Consider the following 21,827-nt stretch of genomic DNA (forward strand, 5'->3'; position numbering starts at 1 on the left):
GTCGGTCAAAGTGGGCGCAGATGTTACCCAACACAATCATGGCTGGCAAGCCGAATTCAGGCAGAAACTTCAGCAACCAGTTTTGCCAGCTCTTCGGCGTAGCCGCGAACCTGCGTTTCGTCCTCGCCTTCAACCATGACACGCACCAGCGGCTCTGTTCCGGACTTGCGCAACAGCACCCGTCCGCGACCCGCCATGGCCTTGGTCACACGCTCGCTGGCCTCTTTCACCGATGGGTGATCGAGAGGGTTCGCACCACCACCAAAACGCACGTTGATCAACACCTGAGGGCATTTGCGCAGGGCCTGACGAGCCTGCCCCAAGCCTTCGGACCGAGTCTTCAGCGCCATCAGCACCTGCAGCGCGGCAATGATCGCATCACCCGTTGTGGTGTGGTTGAAGCACACGATATGCCCCGAGTTTTCACCACCCACCAGCCAGTTGCGTTCCAGCAGATCAGCGATGACATAACGATCACCGACATTGGCCCGCACAAATGGAATCGCCAGGTCCGCCAAAGCCAACTCAAGACCCAGGTTACTCATCAGCGTACCGACCACGCCGCCTTGCAGCTTGCCCCGCTCATGCAGATCACGAGCAATGATAAACAACAGCTCATCACCATCGACGATAACACCGGTGTGATCGACCATCAGAACGCGATCACCATCGCCATCGAAGGCGATACCCAGGTCTGCGTGCTCAGCCAGGACAGCAGACTGCAACTGTTCCATGTGCGTCGAACCACAGTTGTCGTTGATGTTCAAACCGTCGGGCTGCGCGGACAGCACCACGACCTCGGCGCCCAGCTCACGGAAAACGCTAGGCGCAACCTTGTAGGTCGCTCCATGGGCGCAGTCGATAACGATTTTCAGCCCAGCAAAACTGGTGCCGGTCGGCACACTGCTTTTGCAGAACTCAATGTAACGGCCGGAGGCGTCGTTGATTCGCGACACCTTGCCGATCTTGCTCGACTCGACAACTGTCATCGGGGTATCGAGCAACTCTTCGATCATGTGCTCGACCTCATCCGGTAGCTTGGTACCCTTGCCGGAGAAGAACTTGATGCCGTTGTCGTCATGCGGGTTGTGCGAAGCACTGATCACAATACCGGCTTCAGCGTGGAAGGTACGCGTCAGGTAAGCGATGGCCGGGGTCGGCATCGGGCCCAGGAGCATCACGTCGGCGCCCGCCGAAGTGAGCCCGGCCTCAAGTGCCGATTCAAACATGTACCCGGAAATCCGCGTGTCTTTGCCGACCAGCACCTTGCAGGCACCCATCTTGCGAAATGCCATGCCCGCGGCCCAGCCCAGCTTGAGCATGAAGTCAGGAGTAATCGGGTACACACCGACCCGACCACGAATGCCATCGGTTCCAAAATATTTCTTAGTCATAAGCGCTCCATCATTCTTATTCGGCTGATTCCACTGCGGCGATCATCCTCACCACATCGACTGTTTCGGCTACATCATGGACGCGCAATATACGCGCACCCTTGTGCGAAGCCAGCGCCGCGAGAGCGAGACCACCGTACAAGCGCTCACCCACAGGGCGATTCAACGCCCGACCGATCATGCTCTTGCGCGACACCCCGACCAACAGGGGTCGCCCCAAGGCATGCAAAGCTTCCATATGCTTGAATAAGCTTAGATTGTGCTGCAAGGTTTTGGCGAAACCGAAGCCCGGATCGAGAATGATCCGCTCGGCCGGAATACCCACCGCCGCACACTGAACCATGCGCTCGGCAAGAAACTCGCCCACCTCTTTCGTAACGTCCTGGTAGTGGGGGCTGTCCTGCATGTCGCCCGGCTCACCGAGCATATGCATCAGACAGACCGGCAAACCCGTTGCCGCCGCAGCATCCAGCGCGCCATCGCGGCGCAAGGAACGTACGTCATTGATCAACCCAGCCCCCAGCCGTGCGGTTTCGCGCATGACGGCTGGCGTGGAGGTATCGACCGAAACAATCACATCCAGCTCGCGATGTATCCGCTCGACGATCGGTGCAACGCGCTCAAGCTCTTCCAGCGGTGAAACCACCCTGGCGCCCGGCCGCGTCGACTCACCACCAACATCAATGAGCGTTGCGCCGGCCGCGACCATGGCCTCAGCATGGCGCAAAGCCGCATCGAGCTGGCTGTATTGGCCACCATCGGAGAAAGAATCGGGAGTGACATTGAGAATGCCCATGACATGCGTCTGGGCCAAATCAAGAACCCGGTTGCCGCAAGGCAACCGGGTCGAGGACTGAACAGAAGTCATTTCAAACCTTAAACGTCAGCAGCCGGACCGCCGATAGGTGTTTGCGGACGCTCATCCTGTACCGCAGGAGGTGTTCCGGATGTACCGGTACCACCCGACCAATCACGCGGTTCACGCGGAGTGCGCCCCGCCATGATGTCGTCGATCTGCTCGGCATCGATCGTTTCGTACTTCATCAGGGCATCCGCCATGGCGTCAAGCTTGTCACGGTTGTCCGTGAGGATCTGCTTCGCCGTGCCGTAGCACTGATCAATGATACTGCGCACTTCAGAATCGATCAGCTTCGCCGTCTCGCCCGAGAAGCTTGCACTCTGACCGCCACCGCCGCGACCGAGGAACACTTCACCCTCTTCTTCGGCGTACATCAACGGACCGAGTTTCTCGGACAGGCCCCACTTGGTCACCATGTTCCGCGCAATCTGGCTGGCACGCATGATGTCGTTGGATGCACCGGTGGTGACACCATCGAAACCCAAGGTCATCTCTTCAGCGATACGACCACCGTACAGCGAACAGATCTGGCTGATCAGTGCACGCTTGGAGAGGCTGTAGCGATCTTCTTCCGGCAGGAACATGGTCACACCCAGCGCACGACCGCGCGGGATGATCGACACCTTGTACACCGGATCATGCTCTGGCACGACGCGACCAACAATAGCGTGGCCAGCTTCGTGATAAGCGGTGTTCTGCTTTTCTTTCTCGGACATGACCATGGATTTGCGCTCGGCGCCCATCATGATTTTGTCTTTGGCCAGTTCGAATTCCTTCATCTCGACGATGCGCTTACCGGCACGGGCAGCGAACAGCGACGCTTCGTTGACCAGGTTGGCCAGATCTGCACCCGAGAAGCCCGGAGTACCACGAGCGATCACGGCCGGAGCGACGTCGTCACCCATTGGCACTTTGCGCATGTGGACCTTGAGAATCTGTTCGCGACCACGGATATCCGGCAGACCGACCACAACCTGACGGTCGAAACGGCCCGGGCGCAGCAGCGCTGGGTCGAGTACGTCAGGACGGTTGGTCGCAGCAATCACGATGATCCCGTCATTCATTTCAAAGCCGTCCATCTCCACCAGCAACTGGTTGAGAGTCTGCTCGCGCTCGTCGTGACCGCCGCCCATACCGGCACCACGGTGACGACCGACGGCGTCGATTTCGTCAATGAAGATGATGCATGGAGCGTGTTTCTTGGCCTGTTCGAACATATCGCGAACGCGGCTGGCACCGACACCGACGAACATTTCGACGAAATCGGAACCGGAAATGGTGAAGAACGGCACCTTGGCTTCGCCGGCAATCGCCTTGGCCAGCAGAGTTTTACCGGTACCCGGTGGACCCACCATCAGCACGCCGCGTGGAATGCGACCGCCCAGACGCTGGAATTTGCCCGGGTCACGCAGGAACTCGACCAGCTCGCCGACTTCTTCCTTGGCTTCGTCGCAACCGGCAACGTCAGCCAGGGTGGTTTTCACCTGATCTTCAGAGAGCAGGCGCGCCTTGCTCTTGCCGAAGCTCATCGGCCCGCCCTTGCCACCCGCACCGCCTTGCATCTGGCGCATGAAGAACATGAACACCGCGATGATCACAAGGATCGGGAAGCTGGCGACCAGAAGCTGGGTCCAGATGCTTTGCTGCTCAGGCTGCTTGCCTTCGACCACGACGTGGTTATCCACCAGATCGCCGATCAGGCCATTGTCCTGGATCGCCGGACGAATGGTCTTGAAGCTGTCGCCATCGTTGCGCTTGCCGGTAATCACGTAGCCATCAACCGCCACGCGCTCGACCTTGCCATCCTTGACCTGCTGGATGAAGTCGGAATAGTTGAGGGTCTGCGGCTCGTTAGGGCTGGAGAAGTTGTTCATCACCGTCACCAGGACTGCCGCGATGATCAACCACAGGATCAGATTCTTTGCCATATCGTTCAATTAACTACCCTCTGAAGCAAGCGCCGCTGGTGGCGCGCGCTTCGCATGATATTCACCGGCCTAACTTACTACATTACCTACAACACTGGCAGGCGCCGTCTGTAACCCTTTGTGAAACACTTTCTACACAATATTCGTTTATGCACCCGGGGCGAAATACGAAAAACCTATCACCCCGCAAAAAAACCTCGTTTTACTCACTACGGCCGCGGTAGCCCCAAGCCAGCATGTATTGCTCACGGGAACTACCACGAGACGAGTCGGGCTTGATCATCTGGACCTTGTCGAATTTCTGACGAGCGTCCTTCACGTAAGCATCAAACCCCTCACCCTGAAAAACCTTGATCACAAAATTACCACCCGGCTTGAGTATCCGGGCTGCCAGATCAAGCGCCAGCTCGCAAAGAAACATCGCTTTTGGCATATCTACAGCAGGCGTACCACTCATATTGGGGGCCATATCGGAAATCACAAGGTCCACCTGCGAATTACCCACGGCGTCCAGGATCTTAGCGAGCACTTCGTCCTGGGTGAAATCACCCTGGATGAAAGTCACGTCCGGAATGCTGTCCATTTCGAGGATGTCCGAGGCGATCAGACGCCCCTGCCCACCGATCAGCCGGCTAGTGACCTGCGACCAGCCACCGGGCGCCGCACCCAGGTCGACAACGCTCATGCCCGGACGGATCAGCTTGTATTTCTCCTGGACCTCAAGAAGCTTGTAACTCGCACGCGAGCGGTATCCATCCTTCTGCGCCTGCTTCACATACGGATCATTGACATGTCTTTTCAGCCAACCAAGGCTTGTCTTGGAACGCGCCATTGGGCACCTCGATGATAAGGGTCGTGATTAATTGGGCGGATCCACGAACCCTCGGGTAAAATGGCCGCCATTTTACAGAATCCAGACGAAAGGGTCAGATTATGCCGCTCACTCAAGAGCAGAAGAAACAGTACAAATCCATTGGCCACCATCTGAAACCAGTTCTGATTGTGGCAGACAACGGTTTGACTGAAGGTGTCCTAGCCGAACTGGAACGCGCTCTGGCGGATCATGAGCTGATCAAAATCAAGCTCAACATCCTCGATCGCGAGTCGCGCCTGGCGTCCATTGCAGAACTGTGCAAGGTCGGCAAAGCGGACCTGGTTCAGGTCATCGGCAAGATGGCACTGATTTACCGCAAGAACTTCAGCGTCAACAAGCAGCTGTCGAACGTTCATCGCTTCAAGTGATGACAAGGGTCACGGGTGTGCTTCGCGCACCCTGCCACTCCATCCCGGCACCGGCTGCAGTACCAGCACCAGCCCGGAGAAGCCCAGAATCAAAAAGCTGAAAACCTGCCAACGCACCGCATCCGGCCAGCCAATGCGCGCAACGATGTACATCACGCACGCATAAAGCGCCATCAACAGCAGTTGCCCACGAATATCGCGCCATACACTGGCAAGGCCCTCGGCCCGTATCAGCACCAAAGCCTGAAAAATTACACACGCCGCTGAAAATCCAACCATCAGCGCATTCAGCGTGCCTGCGATTTCGTCAATCAGCAGCGGTGCCAGGCCGATTTGACCCAGCACCGGCGGCAGACCGATGTGCAACAACCACAGGCCGCCAACCCAAAACATCTGGGCGAGCTGCCAGAGCATGGCGCCCGCACGGAGCGGGCGCCTGCCTTTAGATGTGGCGAACTTCGACAATCTCATACTCGATAACGCCACTTGGCGTTTTCACCGCGACCACATCACCCTCTTCCTTGCCGATCAAGGCACGAGCCAAGGGCGAACCGACCGAAATCTTGCCGAGTTTGAAGTCAGCTTCATCCTCACCCACGATGTGGTAAGTGACGCTTTCATCCGTCTCGACATTGGCGATTTCAACGGTAGTGCCGAAAATCACTTTGCCAGTGTGTGGAATGGTCGTGACATCGATGATGACCTGATTCTGAATCCGGCCTTCGATGTCACGGATCCGCGCCTCGACCATACCCTGCTGCTCGCGGGCAGCGTGGTATTCGGCGTTTTCCTTCAAGTCACCCAACTCGCGGGCCGTACCGATGTCCTGGCTGAGCTTAGGACGAACGACCTTGGTCAGGTGAGCGTGCTCCTCTTCCAGGGCTTTGGCGCCCTGGACGGTCATTGGGTATTTGATCATGCCTTCAATCCTGCGTGTAGATCCTGCAAGCGGCGTACGGTCTTCTCGGGACCGAACTTCAGCGCTTCGCAGATGGCTTCGCCAGCAGCAATGGTGGTGGTGCAGTAGATCTTGTGCTGCAGGGCGTTGCGACGAATGGAATAAGAGTCCGCGATCGACTGACGACCTTCGGTGGTGTTGATGATCAGGGTGACTTCGTCATTCTTGATCATGTCGACCACGTGTGGACGGCCCTCGGTCACCTTGTTCACGCGGCGCACTTTCAGGCCTGCGGCTTCGATCAACTTGGCAGTACCGGCAGTGGCGACTACTTCGAAGCCCAAGTTGATCAGATCACGGGCCACGCCCGCAACCAGTGGCTTGTCGTCGTCACGCACGCTGATGAACGCTGTACCGCCAGTCGGCAGCACTTCGCTGGCGCCCATCTGAGCCTTGGCGAACGCTTCACCGAAGGTATCGCCCACGCCCATCACTTCACCGGTCGACTTCATCTCTGGGCCGAGGATCGGGTCAACGCCAGGGAATTTGGCGAACGGGAACACCGCCTCTTTCACGCTGTAGAAGTTCGGAATGATTTCCTTGGTGAAGCCCAGTTCCTTCAGGGTTTTACCGGCCATCACACGTGCCGCGATCATCGCCAGGGAAACACCGATGCACTTGGACACGAACGGTACGGTACGGGAAGCGCGCGGGTTGACTTCGATGACGTAGATGTCTTCGCCTTGCAGCGCCAACTGAACGTTCATCAGGCCGACAACGCCCAGTTCCAGGGCCATTTTCTTGACCTGCTCGCGCATCTCGTCCTGGATGTGCGCTGGCAGCGAGTACGGCGGCAGCGAGCATGCGGAGTCACCGGAGTGAACACCGGCCTGCTCGATGTGCTGCATGATTGCGCCGATCACGACGTCTTTGCCGTCGCAAACCGCGTCCACGTCCATTTCGATGGCGCAGTTGAGGAAGTGATCCAGCAGCACCGGGCTGTCGTTGGACACTTGAACCGCTTCACGCAGGTAGCGCTTGAGCTCCTCTTCTTCGTAGACGATTTCCATCGCACGGCCGCCCAGTACGTAGGACGGACGCACCACCAGCGGGTAACCGATCTTGCTGGCTGCACGAATCGCTTCGTCTTCGCTGCGCACGGTGGCGTTTGGCGGCTGACGCAGGTTCAGGCGCTGAACCATTTGCTGGAAGCGCTCACGGTCTTCGGCACGGTCGATGGCGTCAGGGCTGGTGCCGATGATCGGCACGCCAGCGGCTTCCAGGGCACGCGCCAGTTTCAGCGGGGTCTGGCCGCCGTACTGGACGATCACGCCTTTCGGCTTCTCGACGCGGACGATTTCCAGTACGTCTTCCAGGGTCACTGGTTCGAAGTACAGGCGATCTGAAGTGTCGTAGTCGGTGGAAACGGTTTCCGGGTTGCAGTTGACCATGATGGTCTCGTACCCGTCATCGCGCAGGGCCAATGCTGCGTGTACGCAGCAGTAGTCGAACTCGATGCCCTGGCCAATACGGTTCGGACCGCCGCCCAGGATCATGATCTTGTCGCGGCCCGACGGCGCGGCTTCGCACTCTTCTTCGTACGTGGAGTACAGGTAAGCGGTGTCGGTGGCGAACTCGGCAGCGCAAGTATCGACGCGCTTGTAGACCGGGAAGACTTCCAGCTTTTGACGGTGAGCGCGCAGGCTCTTCTCGGTCACACCCAGCAACTTGGCCAGGCGCATGTCGGAAAAGCCTTTGCGCTTGAGGCGGAACATCAGGTCGCGGTCGATGCTGGTCAGACCCAGGGTCTTGACCTTCTCTTCGTCCTTGATCAGATCTTCCATCTGCACCAGGAACCAAGGATCGATCATGGTCATGCCGAAGATATCTTCAACACTCATGCCGGCGCGCATTGCGTCCGCCACGTACCAGATACGCTCGGCGCCCGGCACGGTCAGTTCGCGCTTGAGTACGCTCATGCTTTCCGGATTGCTCAGGTCAACCTTTTCGTCCAGACCGCAAACACCGACTTCCAGGCCACGCAGGGCTTTCTGCAGGGATTCCTGGAAGGTACGGCCGATGGCCATGACTTCACCAACCGACTTCATTTGAGTGGTCAGGCGTGCGTCAGCCTTGGCGAATTTTTCGAAGGCGAAGCGTGGCAGCTTGGTGACGACGTAGTCGATGGACGGCTCGAAGGACGCCGGGGTCTTGCCGCCGGTGATGTCGTTCGACAGTTCGTCGAGGGTGTAACCCACGGCCAGTTTGGCCGCGACCTTGGCGATAGGGAAACCGGTGGCTTTCGAAGCCAGTGCCGAGGAACGCGATACACGCGGGTTCATCTCGATCACGACCATGCGGCCAGTGTTCGGGCAGATACCGAACTGAACGTTGGAACCGCCGGTTTCCACGCCGATCTCGCGCAGTACCGCCAGGGAGGCGTTACGCAGGATCTGGTATTCCTTGTCGGTCAGGGTCTGTGCCGGCGCCACGGTGATCGAGTCACCGGTGTGCACGCCCATCGGGTCAAAGTTTTCGATCGAGCAGACGATGATGCAGTTGTCCTTCTTATCGCGGACAACCTCCATTTCGTACTCTTTCCAGCCGATCAGCGATTCGTCGATCAGCAGCTCTTTGGTCGGCGACAAATCCAGACCACGGGCGCAGATTTCTTCGAACTCTTCACGGTTGTAAGCGATACCGCCACCGGTGCCGCCCATGGTGAAGGACGGACGGATGATGCACGGGAAGCCCAGCTTCTCAAGGACCGCGTTGGCCTCTTCCATGCTGTGGGCGATACCGGAACGCGGGCACGCCAGGCCGATGGATTTCATCGCCTTGTCGAAACGCGAGCGGTCTTCAGCCTTGTCGATGGTGTCAGCGTTGGCACCGATCATTTCTACGCCGAACTTCTCCAGAACGCCTTCGCGCTCCAGGTCCAGGGCGCAGTTCAGAGCGGTCTGGCCACCCATGGTTGGCAGCAGCGCGTCCGGACGCTCTTTCTCGATGATCTTGGCAACGGTCTGCCACTTGATCGGCTCGATGTAGGTGGCGTCGGCCATGGCCGGGTCGGTCATGATGGTGGCCGGGTTGGAGTTCACCAGGATGACGCGGTAACCCTCTTCGCGCAGGGCTTTACAGGCCTGGGCGCCGGAGTAGTCGAATTCGCAGGCCTGGCCGATTACGATCGGGCCAGCGCCGAGAATCAGGATGCTTTTAATGTCTGTACGTTTTGGCATGGGGTTGTCACTCAAATCCGCAGGTCAGTCGGCAAGCCGTCTTGTTCAATCTCTTACTTGAGGGGGCCGCCGGTGTCGGGACCGCCCTCAAGCGTTGCTACATCAGGGCGAGCGATCAGCGTCGCTTGGCCATCTCGTTGATGAAGCGATCAAACAATGGCGCTACGTCGTTCGGGCCAGGGCTGGCTTCAGGGTGTCCCTGGAAGCTGAAGGCGCTCTTGTCGGTACGCTCGATCCCCTGCAGGGTGCCGTCGAACAGCGACTTGTGGATCGCGCGAACGTTGGTTGGCAGGGTCGCTTCGTCTACCGCAAAACCGTGGTTCTGGCTGGTGATCATCACGACGCCAGTATCCAGGTCCTGGACCGGGTGGTTCGCACCGTGGTGACCGTGACCCATTTTCAGGGTCTTGGCGCCGGAGGCCAGGGCCAGCAGTTGGTGACCGAGGCAGATACCGAAGACCGGAATCTCGGTTTCCAGCACGTCCTTGATTGCCTGGATCGCGTAGTCGCAAGGCTCCGGGTCACCAGGGCCGTTAGACAGGAACACACCGTCCGGCTTCAGTGCCAGTACATCGGCAGCAGGCGTTTGCGCCGGCACCACGGTCACACGGCAACCGCGCTCTACCAGCATGCGCAGGATATTCACCTTGACGCCGTAGTCGTAGGCAACCACGTGGTACGGCAGCTCGGAAGCTTCGATGGTTGCGTGACTGTCGGTTTTCAGATCCCAGACGGTCGAACGCCATTCATAGGCGTCCTTGGTGCTGACGACTTTAGCCAGGTCCATGCCTTTCAGGCCAGGGAAGCCCTGGGCAGCGGCGATGGCGGCTTCTTCGGAAATATTGTCACCGGCCATGATGCAGCCGTTCTGCGCACCTTTTTCACGCAGGATGCGCGTCAGGCGGCGGGTGTCGATACCGGCGATGGCTACAACATTGTTGGCCTTCAGGTAGTCGGACAGGGACATCGTGTTACGCCAGTTGCTCGCTACCAGTGGCAGGTCACGGATGACCAGGCCAGCGGACCAGACGCGGTTCGATTCGGCGTCTTCCGGCGTGGTGCCGGTGTTGCCGATGTGCGGGTAAGTCAGGGTAACGATCTGTTGGGCGTAGGAAGGATCGGTAAGGATTTCCTGATAGCCGGTCATTGCGGTGTTGAACACCACCTCACCAACGGTTTGACCGTCGGCTCCAATGGCTTCGCCGCGAAAAATGCTGCCATCAGCAAGGGCGAGTATGGCTGGCTTAGTCAAGAAGACCTCCCGTAAATAAAGCCTGAAAGGGCGATCGCAGGTTGTAAAAAAGCGGAGTGACGTATGGACACGTCACCCCGCTTCTTCACTGAATTATTCTGCGCGCTTTTAGTGGACACACTAAAGCTGTAGCTTACAGAAAAAGGCATTTTTGGTCTACCGCCAATGAGCCCGAAAGGCCAGAGAATGCGACAGGTCGTCGCTTGGCGGAACAAAACCGGGCTCAAACGCTGTGCGCGAGCCCGATTTCGGGTGCATCTTAACGCAAGTCGAGCACGTCTTGCATGTCGTAAAGACCAGACTCACGTCCGTCGAGCCACAATGCGGCACGCACCGCGCCTTTGGCGAAGGTCATGCGACTGGATGCCTTATGAGTGATTTCCAGGCGCTCACCTTCGCAAGCGAACAGCACGGTGTGATCACCAACCACATCGCCACCACGAACCGTGGCAAAACCGATGGTTTCACGCTCACGCGCACCGGTATGGCCTTCACGCCCATAAACCGCGACCTTCGACAGATCGCGATCCAGCGCGCCGGCGATCACCTCGCCCATACGCAGGGCAGTACCTGAAGGCGCATCGATCTTGTGCCGATGGTGCGCCTCGATGATTTCGATATCCGCGTCATCGCCGAGCACCCGCGCCGTCATCTCCAGCAGTTTCAGCGACAGGTTTACACCCACGCTGAAATTCGCAGCGAACACGATAGGGATATCCTTGCCCGCCTCGGCCAGCAACTGCTTCTGCGCAACATCCAGCCCGGTGGTGCCGATGACCATGGCCTTGCCCGCCTTGCGGCAGAACGCCAGGTTTTTCAGCATGACTTCCGGCAGCGTGAAATCGATCAACACATCGAACTCTTCCGCCACCGCATCCAGGTTACCGGACAGCGGCACACCGATACGCCCCAAGGAAGCGAGTTCGCCGGCATCCACACCAATCAGCGTGCTGCCAGGCCGCACGATGGCGGCCGTCAGACCGGTCAGCGGCGCACGCTGCTGCACCGCCTCGACCAGGATTTTACCCATGCGCCCGGCGGCACCCATCACAGCAATACGTCGCATGCCTGTCTCCTTACAAGTCGCCGAAGAAGCGCTTCACGCCTTCGAACCAGCCAGTGGTTTTCGGCGAATGACTGTTGTCGTCCGCCAGCGAACTGCGGAACTCTTCGAGCATTTCGCGCTGACGGCGGCTCAGGTTGACTGGCGTCTCGACCGCCACACGGCACATCAAGTCACCAGCACCGCCGCCACGCACGGGCGCAACGCCTTTGCCACGCACGCGGAACTGCTTGCCGGTCTGAGTCCCTTCAGGGATCTTCAGTTTGACTCGACCATCAAGGGTCGGAATCTCCAGCTCGCCACCCAGCGCCGCGTCGACGAAGCTGATCGGCACTTCGCAGAACAGATGCTTGCCGTCACGCTGGAAGATCGAGTGCTCACGCACGTTGATCACCACGTACAGATCGCCGGTCGGTCCGCCTTGAGCGCCCGCCTCACCTTCGCCCGACAGACGAATGCGATCACCGGTATCGACACCGGCCGGCACTTTCACCGACAGGGTCTTGTACTCTTCGACACGACCTTCGCCGTGGCAGGAATCGCACGGGTCGGAAATGATCTTGCCCTGGCCATGGCAACGCGGGCAGGTTTGCTGCACCGAGAAGAATCCTTGCTGCATGCGCACTTGGCCAATGCCGCCACAGGTCGGACAGGTCACTGGCGAAGAACCTTTCTTGGCACCCGAGCCATCGCACGGCTTGCAGTTGACCAGCGTCGGAACGCGGATATTCACGGTCGTGCCGCGCACCGCTTCTTCCAGATCCAACTCCAGGGTGTAGCGCAAATCGCTGCCACGCTGGGCGCCGCCACGGGAACCGCCGCGACCGCCACCGAAGAAGTCACTGAAGACATCGCCAAAGATGTCGGAGAAATTCTGCCCGCCGAAACCGGCACCGCCACTCCCCATGCTCGGGTCGACGCCGGCATGGCCGTACTGGTCGTACGCCGCACGCTTGCTGGAATCGGACAGCACTTCGTAGGCCTCGTTGGCCTCCTTGAACATCTCTTCCGACGTTTTGTCATCGGGATTACGGTCCGGGTGGTGCTTCATCGCCAGGCGACGGTAGGCCTTTTTCAGGTCCGCCTCGCTTGTGCCTCGCTCAACACCCAATACTTCGTAATAGTCACGCTTTGCCATAAGTCATTTGCACTCTTGAGGACGTTCGACAAACCTCTCCTGAGCCTCGCCGAACTCGTTGAGCCCCAATACAGGCCCGGACCCAACTCACGTCAATTCAACGATCCTGGTCTTGTTTCGATGTGGCACTTTCAGCTCGGAAAGCAGGAGCATTCCCGGCCATGCCTCCAGCACGCGAACGCTGTCGCATGCTGTAAAAATTCGCGTATTCCAGACACGCCAACGCGGGAGCAAGCTCCCGCGCGGCGACATCCTACCAGTCACCGCCTGAAGGCAGTCAACCGGGCGACCAACAACTTACTTGTGGTCTTTTACTTCTTCGAACTCAGCATCGACAACGTCGTCAGCCTTCTCGGCGGATTCACCTTGCGGTGCTGCGCCTTCAGCTGGCTGAGCCTGTTCGGCGTACATTTTTTGAGCCACTGGCGCGGAGACCTTGGACAACTCCTCAACCTTGGCTTCGATAGCGGCCTTGTCGTCGCCTTTAACAGCGGTTTCCAGGGCTACTACGGCAGCTTCGATTGCAGTCTTCTCTTCAGCGCTCACTTTATCGCCAGCATCAGCGACCATTTTGCGCGTCGAGTGAACCAGTGCATCACCCTGGTTACGGGCAGCGGCCAGCTCTTCGAACTTGCGGTCTTCCTCGGCGTTGGCCTCGGCATCACGCACCATGCGCTCGATTTCTTCGTCGGACAGACCGGAGTTGGCCTTGATCACGATCGACTGAGTCTTGCCAGTAGCCTTGTCTTTCGCGCCTACGTGCAGGATGCCGTTGGCGTCGATGTCGAAGGTCACTTCGATTTGTGGCACGCCACGCGGTGCTGGTGGAATCTCGGCCAGGTCGAACTTGCCCAGGGACTTGTTCTGTGCAGCCTGCTTACGCTCACCTTGCAGCACGTGAATGGTCACGGCGCCCTGGTTGTCGTCGGCAGTCGAGAACACTTGCGATTTCTTGGTAGGAATCGTGGTGTTTTTCTCGATCAGCGCAGTCATCACGCCGCCCATGGTTTCGATACCCAGGGTCAGTGGGCTTACGTCCAGCAGCAGAACGTCTTTCACGTCACCGGCCAATACCGCGCCCTGGATGGCAGCACCCATGGCAACCGCTTCGTCCGGGTTCACGTCTTTACGTGCTTCTTTACCGAAGAACTCGGTGACCAGCTTCTGAACCAGTGGCATACGGGTCTGACCGCCGACCAGGATCACGTCGTTGATCGCGCCAACGTCGATACCGGAGTCTTTCAGCGCAATGCGGCAAGGCTCGATGGTACGTTGAACCAGGTCTTCAACCAGCGCTTCCAGCTTGGCGCGAGAGATCTTCACGTTCAGGTGCTTAGGACCGGTGGCATCTGCAGTGATGTACGGCAGGTTCACGTCGGTCGACTGAGCGGAAGACAGCTCGATCTTGGCCTTCTCAGCGGCTTCTTTCAGGCGCTGCATCGCCAGCGGATCACCTTTGAGGTTCATGCCGCTTTCTTTCTTGAACTCGTCGACGAGGTAATCGATCAGACGAATGTCAAAGTCTTCACCGCCCAGGAAAGTATCGCCGTTGGTGGCCAATACTTCGAACTGGTGCTCGCCATCGACTTCAGCGATTTCGATCACGGAAACGTCGAAAGTACCGCCACCCAGGTCGTAAACGATCACGGTGTGATCGCCCTTGGCCTTGTCCATACCGTAAGCCAGAGCGGCTGCGGTTGGTTCGTTGATGATACGTTTTACGTCCAGGCCCGCGATGCGGCCGGCGTCTTTGGTCGCCTGACGCTGGCTGTCGTTGAAGTAGGCCGGAACGGTGATCACCGCTTCGGTCACAGGCTCGCCGAGGTAGTCTTCGGCGGTCTTCTTCATTTTCTTCAGAATTTCAGCCGAGATTTGTGGCGGCGCCATTTTCTGGCCGTTCACTTCAACCCAGGCGTCGCCGTTGTCAGCCTTGGCGATCTTGTAAGGCACCATCTGGATGTCTTTCTGTACAACTTCTTCTTCGAAGCGACGACCGATCAGACGCTTTACCGCGTACAGGGTGTTGTGCGGATTGGTCACTGCTTGACGCTTGGCGGACTGACCAACCAGGATTTCGCCATCGTTGGCGTAAGCGATGATCGACGGCGTGGTACGCGCGCCTTCGGCGTTTTCGATAACTTTGGCTACGCCGTTTTCAAGTACGGAGACGCAGGAGTTGGTAGTCCCCAGGTCGATACCGATAATTTTGCCCATGTTCACTCTCCCGAAACTTTGGATTTGGTTGCCGCAGCAGTGGTGGCTAACTGCGGTAGCACTTAAACGCTTGACTTATAAATGGGGGCCTTGCGGCGGATTTCAAGCCTGCTCATCAATCGAAGGCGAAACCGGCGCAGGCACCTTGCTGACCACAACCATTGCCGGGCGCAACAGGCGACCATTGAGCTGATAGCCCTTCTGGAACACCTTGAGTACGCTGTTCGGCTCGACGTCAGCGCTTTCCTGCATGGCCATTGCCTGATGAAGAACGGCGTTGAACGGTTCGCCATGCGGATCAATCGCTTCCAGCTGATAACGCTTCAGGGTGTCCTGGAACATTTTCAGGGTCAGCTCGATGCCTTCGCGCATTGGACGGATGCTTTCGTCATCCGGATTGGACAACTCCAGGCCGCGCTCCAGGCTGTCGATAATCGGCAGCAGATCGCCGGCGAATTTTTCCAGCGCGAATTTGTGCGCTTTTTCTACATCCTGCTCTGCACGACGACGGACGTTCTGCAGATCGGCGGCTACACGCAATGCCTGATCCTGCGCGCCTGCCAGTTGCTCTTCGAGCACTTGAACACGAGCCGCCAGGTCATCACCCGAGGACTGGGGAGCCTGATCGGCGTCTAGATTTTGCGTATCCACTGTCTGTTCGTCAGCCATAGAATTCTCCTTTCAATATCGTCCGCGAGCTCGACTCGCGCTTCTGCCCAGCTATATGGGGCCGCAAAATCCGGCTTCAAGGGGTGGAAGTGATTAACCCTACAAAAAGCTCAGTATTGTCATTCCAAGGCGCGCTAAGGATTTCGTCGGATCAAGCGAAACGAGCTAAGCGAGGGCATTGTCAGCCAGAAACAAAACACTGTATAAATAACCAGACCTAAAGCCTGGGAGCGGCCTTTATGCTGGTGCACCTGTCCGTACACAACTACGCCATCGTTGAACATCTCGATCTCGAACTCGATCGCGGAATGAGCGTGATCACGGGGGAAACCGGCGCCGGCAAGTCGATCATGCTCGACGCCCTGGGCCTGACACTCGGCGATCGCGCCGACAGCGGCGTGGTCCGTCCCGGCGCAGACAAGGCCGATATCCTGGCAACTTTCGACCTGACCGATATTCCGGAAGCCAGCACCTGGCTGGCCGAGCGCGATCTCGAGAACGATGGCCCGTGCATCCTGCGCCGAGTGATCACCGCTGAAGGTCGCTCGCGCGGCTACATCAACGGCACGCCCTGCCCTTTGGGCGACCTCAAGGCACTGGGTGAGCTGCTGATCGACATCCACAGCCAGCACGAACACCAATCCCTGCTCAAGACCGACACCCATCGCCGTCTGCTCGACGAGTACGCCGGCGCGACCGATCTCGCCCGACAGGTACAGCTTGCCGCCCAGCGTTGGCGCCAGACTCGCCAGGAGCTGGAGCGACTCTCCAACTCCGGCGATGAACAGCGCGCCCGCCACCAATTGCTCAGCTATCAACTTGAAGAGCTGGAAAACCTCGGCCTTGGCGACAATGAACTGGAGCAACTGGAACAGGAACACAAGAATCTGACCAATGCCGAAACCTTGCTGGGGATCTGCCGGCAAGTGGTCGAGCAATGCAGCGAAAGTGATTCCGGCAATGTACTGAATGCCCTCACCGTCAGCCTCAACCGCCTGTCGAGCGTGAACAACTCGATTGGCGCATTGGGCGAAGCCAGCAGCCTGCTGACCAGCGCACAGATTCAGGTTGAAGAAGCCGTGGGCGAGCTCAACCGCTTCCTGGACAACTTCGATGCCGACCCGGGTCGGCTTCAATACCTGGAAGAACGTCTCGACGCGATTTACACCATGGCGCGCAAACATCGCATTCAACCGACCGAAGTCGCGGAGATGCAACAGCGCCTGCTGGATGAAATCGAAACCCTGAATGCCAATGACGAATCCATCGAGCGACTGAGCGACGAGCTGTCTTCCTATGCCCGTCACTACCAGGAAAAAGCCCGGGAGTTGAGCGACTTGCGCCACCAGGCATCCAGCAGCCTGGCCAGCGCCGTGGAGCAGGAAATCCAGCGACTGGGCATGCCCGGCGGCCGTTTCACCATTGAGCTGCGCCCCAACAGTGGCGATGAATTGCTGCCTAACGGACTTGAACAGGTTGAATTGCTCGTCAGCGCCAACCCGGGGCAGCCTTTAAAAGCCCTGGCGAAAGTCGCATCGGGCGGTGAACTGTCGCGGATCAGCCTGGCCATCCAGGTAATCACCGCACAAACATCTCGCGTGCCGACGCTGGTGTTCGACGAAGTTGACGTGGGCATTGGCGGCCCGACCGCCGAGATCGTCGGGCAGTTGCTACGCCGACTTGGCGAACGCGGACAGGTTCTGACCGTGACCCACTTGCCGCAAGTAGCCGCACAGGGACATCAGCATCTATTTGTGCACAAGGTACGAGGCGAGGACGCCACTCGCACCGCTGTCTCCAAATTGAGCAAGAACGATCGTGTCGAAGAGGTGGCTCGAATGCTGGGCGGCATCGATCTCACCAAGGAATCTTTGGCCCACGCCAAAAAAATGGTGGTTACCGCAAAAGTTTAAGACGAGCAGAAAGCACGAAGGCGACCCTGAGGTCGCCTTCGTTCGTTTCGCGAACCAGGTTCGCGCGACATGCTTACTTTTTCTTGCGTACGTACAGCACCAGATTGTGATCAACCATCTCGAAGCCATACTTGTCGACGATTGCTTTCTGCAGGCGCTCGATTTCTTCGTCGAAGAATTCGATCACTTCGCTGGTTTCGACGTTGACCATATGGTCGTGATGCTTGCCGTCGTCCAGCTCGAAGACCGCATGGCCCCCGTCGAAGTTGTGCCGCACCACAAGGCCAGCTGCCTCGAACTGGGTCAGTACACGGTAGACCGTGGCCAGACCGACGTCCTCGCCAGCCTCCATCAGTGCCTTATAAACATCTTCAGCACTCATGTGGCGTTGCTCGGCGGAATCGAGCATTTGCAGAATTTTGACCCGTGGCAGGGTCACTTTGAGGCCGGCTTTGCGTAGTTCGCTATTTTCAACCATGGTCAGCTTTCTCGCGATGCTGCTTCGCAGCTTCTCTTAATGCGGGTATGATCGGCGTTTACGTTGTCCCAGCCAAGATAGTGGAAGTCGCCCACCGATGCAAAACACCAAGCTCTTGCTAACCAGTTTCACCTTTGTGGGACTGCTCGCACTCGCCGGTTGTTCATTCCCCGGGGTTTACAAAATCGACATCCAGCAGGGCAATGTCGTCACGCAGGACATGATAGACCAGTTACGCCCGGGAATGACCCGCAAGCAAGTACGGTTTATCATGGGTAACCCTCTGCTGACCGACACGTTCCATGCCGATCGCTGGGATTATCTGTACAGCCTGCAACCGGGTGGCGGTGAACGCCAACAGGAACGCATTAGCGTTATCTTCAACCCAAATGACCAGCTTGTCAGCCTTTCTGGTGATTTCATGCCAGGCGTGAGCCGCGACGAAGCCATTCTCGGCAAGGACAGTGACACGACAGTGGCCGCCCCAGCAGAGAACGTCGAGAAGCCGAAACCGGAAAAACCGGTCAAGCCAGGCTCGCTGCTCGATCAGATCCAGAAGGAAGTGGACGGCGTAGAGACTGTCCCGGTCCCGACTCCAGAACCACTGGACACCACGCCGCAATAATTTGCGACGCAATAAAAAACCCGGCATGTCCGGGTTTTTTTATTGCCTGGCGTTTATCGTCTCACTGATTTCGGGCTTTAGCCTCGGCCGCCTTGGCCGCACGCAACCGACGAACTTCCTTCGGGTCCGCCAGCAACGGCCGGTAAATCTCGATGCGATCCCCCGTCTGAACCGGGCGACTGCCCGCATCGACGATCATTTTGCCGAAAATTCCCACGGGGCAAACAGCCAAATCCAGCTCCGGAAACGCCTGGCCAATACCGGATTTGAGCATCGCTGCCCGAACGCACGTTCCTGCCGGCACGGTCACCGACAAAAGCACCTGACGATCCACGGCAGCGTACGCCACCTCGATCTCGACCACCGCCTCAACCATGTATTTGCTTGGCCCGCTGGCAGAACGCATCCACCAGCGTATTGGCCGCCTGATTGAACAAAGGTCCGAGCGTCGCTCGAATAATGGGGCCAGCGTAATCAAACGACAGGTCCAGACTGATCTTGCAGGCCTTTTCGCCCAACGGCTTGAATACCCAGACTCCGTGCAACTGAGTGAACGGCCCCTCTTCCAGGTTCATTTCGATCGACTGACCGGAAACCAACGTATTACGCGTCACGAAATGCTGGCTGAGCCCTCCCTTGGCCACACCGACGCTGGCGCGCATGTGCTCAGGGGAGCTTTCAAGGACTTCAGCTGTTGAGCACCAGGGCAGGAACTCCGGGTACCGCGCCACGTCGTTGACCAGGTCATACAGGGCTTGTGCCGGGTACGGCAGCAAGGCCGAACGTGAAATGTGTGTCGTCATGTCAGCGTCACTTCCACAGCTGGGCGGCAAATACTACGAGAATGCCGATGGGCGCCACATAGCGCATCAAAAACAAAGACAAGGCGAACAACGCAGGATTACGGATCGACAACTCGTCGCGCACCGCTTCCCGCCCCATCACCCAGCCCGCAAACACCACGAAACACAAACCGCCGAGTGGCAACATGATCCGCGAGGTGAAGAAATCGATCACGCCAAAAAAGTCCAGTCCGCCCGCAGCACCCCATTGATAGAGGTGGAACAAACCGCCTTCGTTCACGAAAAACTTGGCTTCCTTCCAGACATTGAAAGAAAAAACTGTACCCAGGCCGACAAACCAACAGCTGAATGCAAGCCAGAAGGTCACCCAGGCGCGGCTGATTTTGCTCCGCTCGACCAGGTACGCCACCATCGGCTCAAGCAGCGAGATCGCCGAGCTCCAGGCCGCAATGGCCACCAGCACGAAGAACACTACGCCCATCACCTGGCCGAACGCTACGTTACCGAAGGCAAACGGCAGGCTGACAAACATCAGGCCAGGCCCCTCACTCGGGTTCAACCCTGCGGCAAACACAATCGGAAACAACGCCAGGCCGGCCACCAGAGAAACAAAGGTATCGAGCAGTGCCACGCCAACCACGGTCCCGGAAATCGACGAATTCTTCGGCATGTAGGCGCCGTAGATCATGATCGAACCGACGCCGACGCTCAGGGAAAAGAACGCGTGCCCCATGGCTGGTAACAAGCCGTCGAGGACTTTTTCCGGCTGGAAGTCGAACATGAAATGCACTCCCTCCATGAAATGCCCGGTGGTCATGCTGTAGCCCAACAGCACAAGGATCATCACGAACAGCAGCGGCATCATGATCCGCAAGCTGCGTTCAAGCCCGGCAACCACGCCCTTGGCGATGACGATCGCCGACAGCAGCATGAAAATCGTGTGCCAAAGTGTCAGGCGCCACGGGTCGGCAATGACGCCGCCAAAATAGGCGCCCACCTGATCCGGTGTCACCCCCTGGAAATCGCCACGCCCCATGTCGATGATGTAATCGAGCGACCAACCGCCAACCACACTGTAGAAAGACAGGATCAGTAACGCCGTGATCATCCCGGCGAAGGCGCCCCAGGACCACTTGGCCGAATGCCCCACCTCCAGCGCCAACACCTTCAAGGCGTTGGCCGGACTCTGCCGTGCACGCCGGCCGATCAGGGTTTCCGCCAGCATCACCGGAATGCCGATCAGCGCGATACAGGCCAGGAACATCAGCACGAAGGCGCCGCCGCCGTAGACACCGACCATGTACGGGAATTTCCAGATGCTGCCCAGCCCCACGGCCGAACCGGTCGCGGCGAGTATGAAAACCCAGCGGCTAGCCCAACTGCCGTGGACAGAAACCTTGTCTGTCGACATTGATATTACGACCAAGCGTTAATAAAGAGCGCGCATTGTCCGGGATTCAATCAACCTGCTCAAGCACGCAGCAACACCGTAGCCGACTCGCGTGCAACTCCCTATAATGCCGCCCCTATGGCTAAACAGAAGAAACACCCAACAGGGACCATCGCGCAAAATAAAAAGGCGCGACACGATTACTTCATCGAGCATAAGTTCGAGGCTGGTCTGGTCCTGGCCGGCTGGGAAGTAAAAAGTCTGCGGGCAAGCAAGCTACAGCTGGTTGACAGTTACGTACTGCTCAAGGATGGCGAAGCCTGGCTGCTCGGCAGCCATATCACGCCGTTGACGACTGCCAGTACCCACGTCATCGCTGACCCGGTCCGCACCCGTAAACTCCTGCTCAACCGGCGCGAGCTGGAAAAGCTCGCCGCTGCCGTGCAGCAGAAGGGCTACGCCTGCGTCTGCCTGTCCTGGTACTGGAGCAAGCACATGGTCAAGTGCGAGATCGCTCTGGGCAAGGGCAAGAAGGAATACGACAAGCGTGATACCGAACGCGAACGTGACGCCGGTCGCGAGTTGCAGCGTGCGGTGCGCAACAAAGGCAAGGAAGATTAATCTTTCGGCCTGAGTTTTGCGGCGCTAGCGAAAAGATCGCAGTCTGCGGCTGCTCCTACCTTGGAATGTGTTCCCTGTAGGAGCTGCCGCAGGCTGCGATC

At 58.2% G+C, this 21,827-nt stretch carries 20 protein-coding genes; 4 read left to right on the plus strand and 16 right to left on the minus strand.

The features are described 5' to 3' along the window. Positions 1-56 precede the first annotated feature (56 nt). The 4 genes from glmM to rlmE form a co-directional block, all read right to left on the minus strand. Positions 57-1,394, minus strand: coding sequence for a phosphoglucosamine mutase (gene glmM, locus ACNYC6_RS09605; RefSeq protein WP_419712094.1), 1,338 nt, complete (start codon positions 1,392-1,394; stop codon positions 57-59). A 16-nt stretch (positions 1,395-1,410) separates the two neighbouring features. Continuing rightward, a complete protein-coding gene (folP, locus tag ACNYC6_RS09610) occupies positions 1,411-2,262 on the minus strand; it encodes a dihydropteroate synthase (protein WP_419712095.1) in 852 nt (283 codons plus the stop codon). Positions 2,263-2,270: 8 nt separating this feature from the next. Beyond that, a complete protein-coding gene (ftsH, locus tag ACNYC6_RS09615) occupies positions 2,271-4,181 on the minus strand; it encodes an ATP-dependent zinc metalloprotease FtsH (protein ID WP_338584640.1) in 1,911 nt (636 codons plus the stop codon). A 202-nt stretch (positions 4,182-4,383) separates the two neighbouring features. Further along, positions 4,384-5,013, minus strand: coding sequence for a 23S rRNA (uridine(2552)-2'-O)-methyltransferase RlmE (gene rlmE, locus ACNYC6_RS09620; protein ID WP_419712096.1), 630 nt, complete (start codon positions 5,011-5,013; stop codon positions 4,384-4,386). Between the two features lie 101 nt (positions 5,014-5,114). Here rlmE and ACNYC6_RS09625 point away from each other — a divergent pair, with 101 nt between their 5' ends. Next, the gene (locus ACNYC6_RS09625) at positions 5,115-5,423 is read left to right on the plus strand and encodes a YhbY family RNA-binding protein (RefSeq protein WP_007942889.1); all 309 of its coding nucleotides are present in this window, start codon (positions 5,115-5,117) and stop codon (positions 5,421-5,423) included. 9 nt (positions 5,424-5,432) lie between these two features. Here the strand turns inward: ACNYC6_RS09625 and ACNYC6_RS09630 are convergent, their stop codons facing one another. From ACNYC6_RS09630 to grpE, 8 genes are all read right to left on the minus strand, one after another. Further along, positions 5,433-5,837 carry an MFS transporter gene (locus ACNYC6_RS09630; RefSeq protein ID WP_419712937.1) on the minus strand — a complete coding sequence of 135 codons (405 nt, stop codon included), beginning with the start codon at positions 5,835-5,837 and terminating at the stop codon, positions 5,433-5,435. A 28-nt stretch (positions 5,838-5,865) separates the two neighbouring features. Continuing rightward, complete coding sequence (greA, locus tag ACNYC6_RS09635) at positions 5,866-6,342, minus strand: transcription elongation factor GreA (RefSeq protein WP_003221530.1); 477 nt, start codon at positions 6,340-6,342, stop codon at positions 5,866-5,868. Then, complete coding sequence (gene carB / locus ACNYC6_RS09640) at positions 6,339-9,560, minus strand: carbamoyl-phosphate synthase large subunit (protein ID WP_419712097.1); 3,222 nt, start codon at positions 9,558-9,560, stop codon at positions 6,339-6,341. Before carB ends, greA begins: the two co-directional genes overlap by 4 nt. A gap of 115 nt (positions 9,561-9,675) precedes the next feature. Next, positions 9,676-10,812, minus strand: a complete 1,137-nt coding sequence (gene carA / locus ACNYC6_RS09645; protein WP_419712098.1) for a glutamine-hydrolyzing carbamoyl-phosphate synthase small subunit — start codon at positions 10,810-10,812, stop codon at positions 9,676-9,678. 259 nt (positions 10,813-11,071) lie between these two features. Beyond that, positions 11,072-11,878, minus strand: coding sequence for a 4-hydroxy-tetrahydrodipicolinate reductase (dapB, locus tag ACNYC6_RS09650; protein WP_419712099.1), 807 nt, complete (start codon positions 11,876-11,878; stop codon positions 11,072-11,074). A gap of 10 nt (positions 11,879-11,888) precedes the next feature. After that, positions 11,889-13,013, minus strand: coding sequence for a molecular chaperone DnaJ (dnaJ, locus tag ACNYC6_RS09655; RefSeq protein ID WP_419712100.1), 1,125 nt, complete (start codon positions 13,011-13,013; stop codon positions 11,889-11,891). Positions 13,014-13,310: 297 nt separating this feature from the next. Beyond that, positions 13,311-15,227: a molecular chaperone DnaK gene (dnaK, locus tag ACNYC6_RS09660; protein ID WP_150703929.1), complete on the minus strand. Its 1,917-nt coding sequence runs from the start codon at positions 15,225-15,227 to the stop codon at positions 13,311-13,313. 102 nt (positions 15,228-15,329) lie between these two features. Beyond that, positions 15,330-15,896: a nucleotide exchange factor GrpE gene (gene grpE / locus ACNYC6_RS09665; protein ID WP_419712101.1), complete on the minus strand. Its 567-nt coding sequence runs from the start codon at positions 15,894-15,896 to the stop codon at positions 15,330-15,332. Positions 15,897-16,135: 239 nt separating this feature from the next. On the opposite strand from grpE, the gene recN reads away from it, so the two are divergent. After that, positions 16,136-17,809: a DNA repair protein RecN gene (gene recN / locus ACNYC6_RS09670; RefSeq protein WP_419712102.1), complete on the plus strand. Its 1,674-nt coding sequence runs from the start codon at positions 16,136-16,138 to the stop codon at positions 17,807-17,809. A gap of 73 nt (positions 17,810-17,882) precedes the next feature. Here the strand turns inward: recN and fur are convergent, their stop codons facing one another. Then, a complete protein-coding gene (gene fur, locus ACNYC6_RS09675) occupies positions 17,883-18,287 on the minus strand; it encodes a ferric iron uptake transcriptional regulator (protein WP_003197684.1) in 405 nt (134 codons plus the stop codon). Positions 18,288-18,384: 97 nt separating this feature from the next. On the opposite strand from fur, the gene ACNYC6_RS09680 reads away from it, so the two are divergent. Continuing rightward, on the plus strand, positions 18,385-18,912 hold the full coding sequence (locus ACNYC6_RS09680; RefSeq protein WP_419712103.1) for an outer membrane protein assembly factor BamE: 528 nt from the start codon (positions 18,385-18,387) through the stop codon (positions 18,910-18,912). Between the two features lie 61 nt (positions 18,913-18,973). On the opposite strand, the gene ACNYC6_RS09685 is transcribed toward ACNYC6_RS09680, so the two are convergent. The 3 genes from ACNYC6_RS09685 to ACNYC6_RS09695 are packed head-to-tail and all read right to left on the minus strand — an operon-like array spanning position 18,974 to position 21,126. Beyond that, entirely contained in the window at positions 18,974-19,288 is a 315-nt protein-coding gene (locus ACNYC6_RS09685; RefSeq protein WP_419712104.1) for an RnfH family protein, read from the minus strand. Then, on the minus strand, positions 19,281-19,715 hold the full coding sequence (locus ACNYC6_RS09690) for a type II toxin-antitoxin system RatA family toxin (RefSeq protein ID WP_338584629.1): 435 nt from the start codon (positions 19,713-19,715) through the stop codon (positions 19,281-19,283). The genes ACNYC6_RS09685 and ACNYC6_RS09690 overlap by 8 nt, the downstream gene beginning before the upstream one ends. 7 nt (positions 19,716-19,722) lie before the next feature. Beyond that, on the minus strand, positions 19,723-21,126 hold the full coding sequence (locus ACNYC6_RS09695; RefSeq protein ID WP_419712105.1) for a sodium-dependent transporter: 1,404 nt from the start codon (positions 21,124-21,126) through the stop codon (positions 19,723-19,725). A gap of 117 nt (positions 21,127-21,243) precedes the next feature. Here ACNYC6_RS09695 and smpB point away from each other — a divergent pair, with 117 nt between their 5' ends. Continuing rightward, on the plus strand, positions 21,244-21,726 hold the full coding sequence (gene smpB / locus ACNYC6_RS09700; RefSeq protein WP_007933497.1) for an SsrA-binding protein SmpB: 483 nt from the start codon (positions 21,244-21,246) through the stop codon (positions 21,724-21,726). Positions 21,727-21,827 lie beyond the last annotated feature (101 nt).

The organism is Pseudomonas sp. NFX224 (assembly GCF_048565165.1).
Taxonomy (GTDB): Bacteria; Pseudomonadota; Gammaproteobacteria; order Pseudomonadales; family Pseudomonadaceae; genus Aquipseudomonas.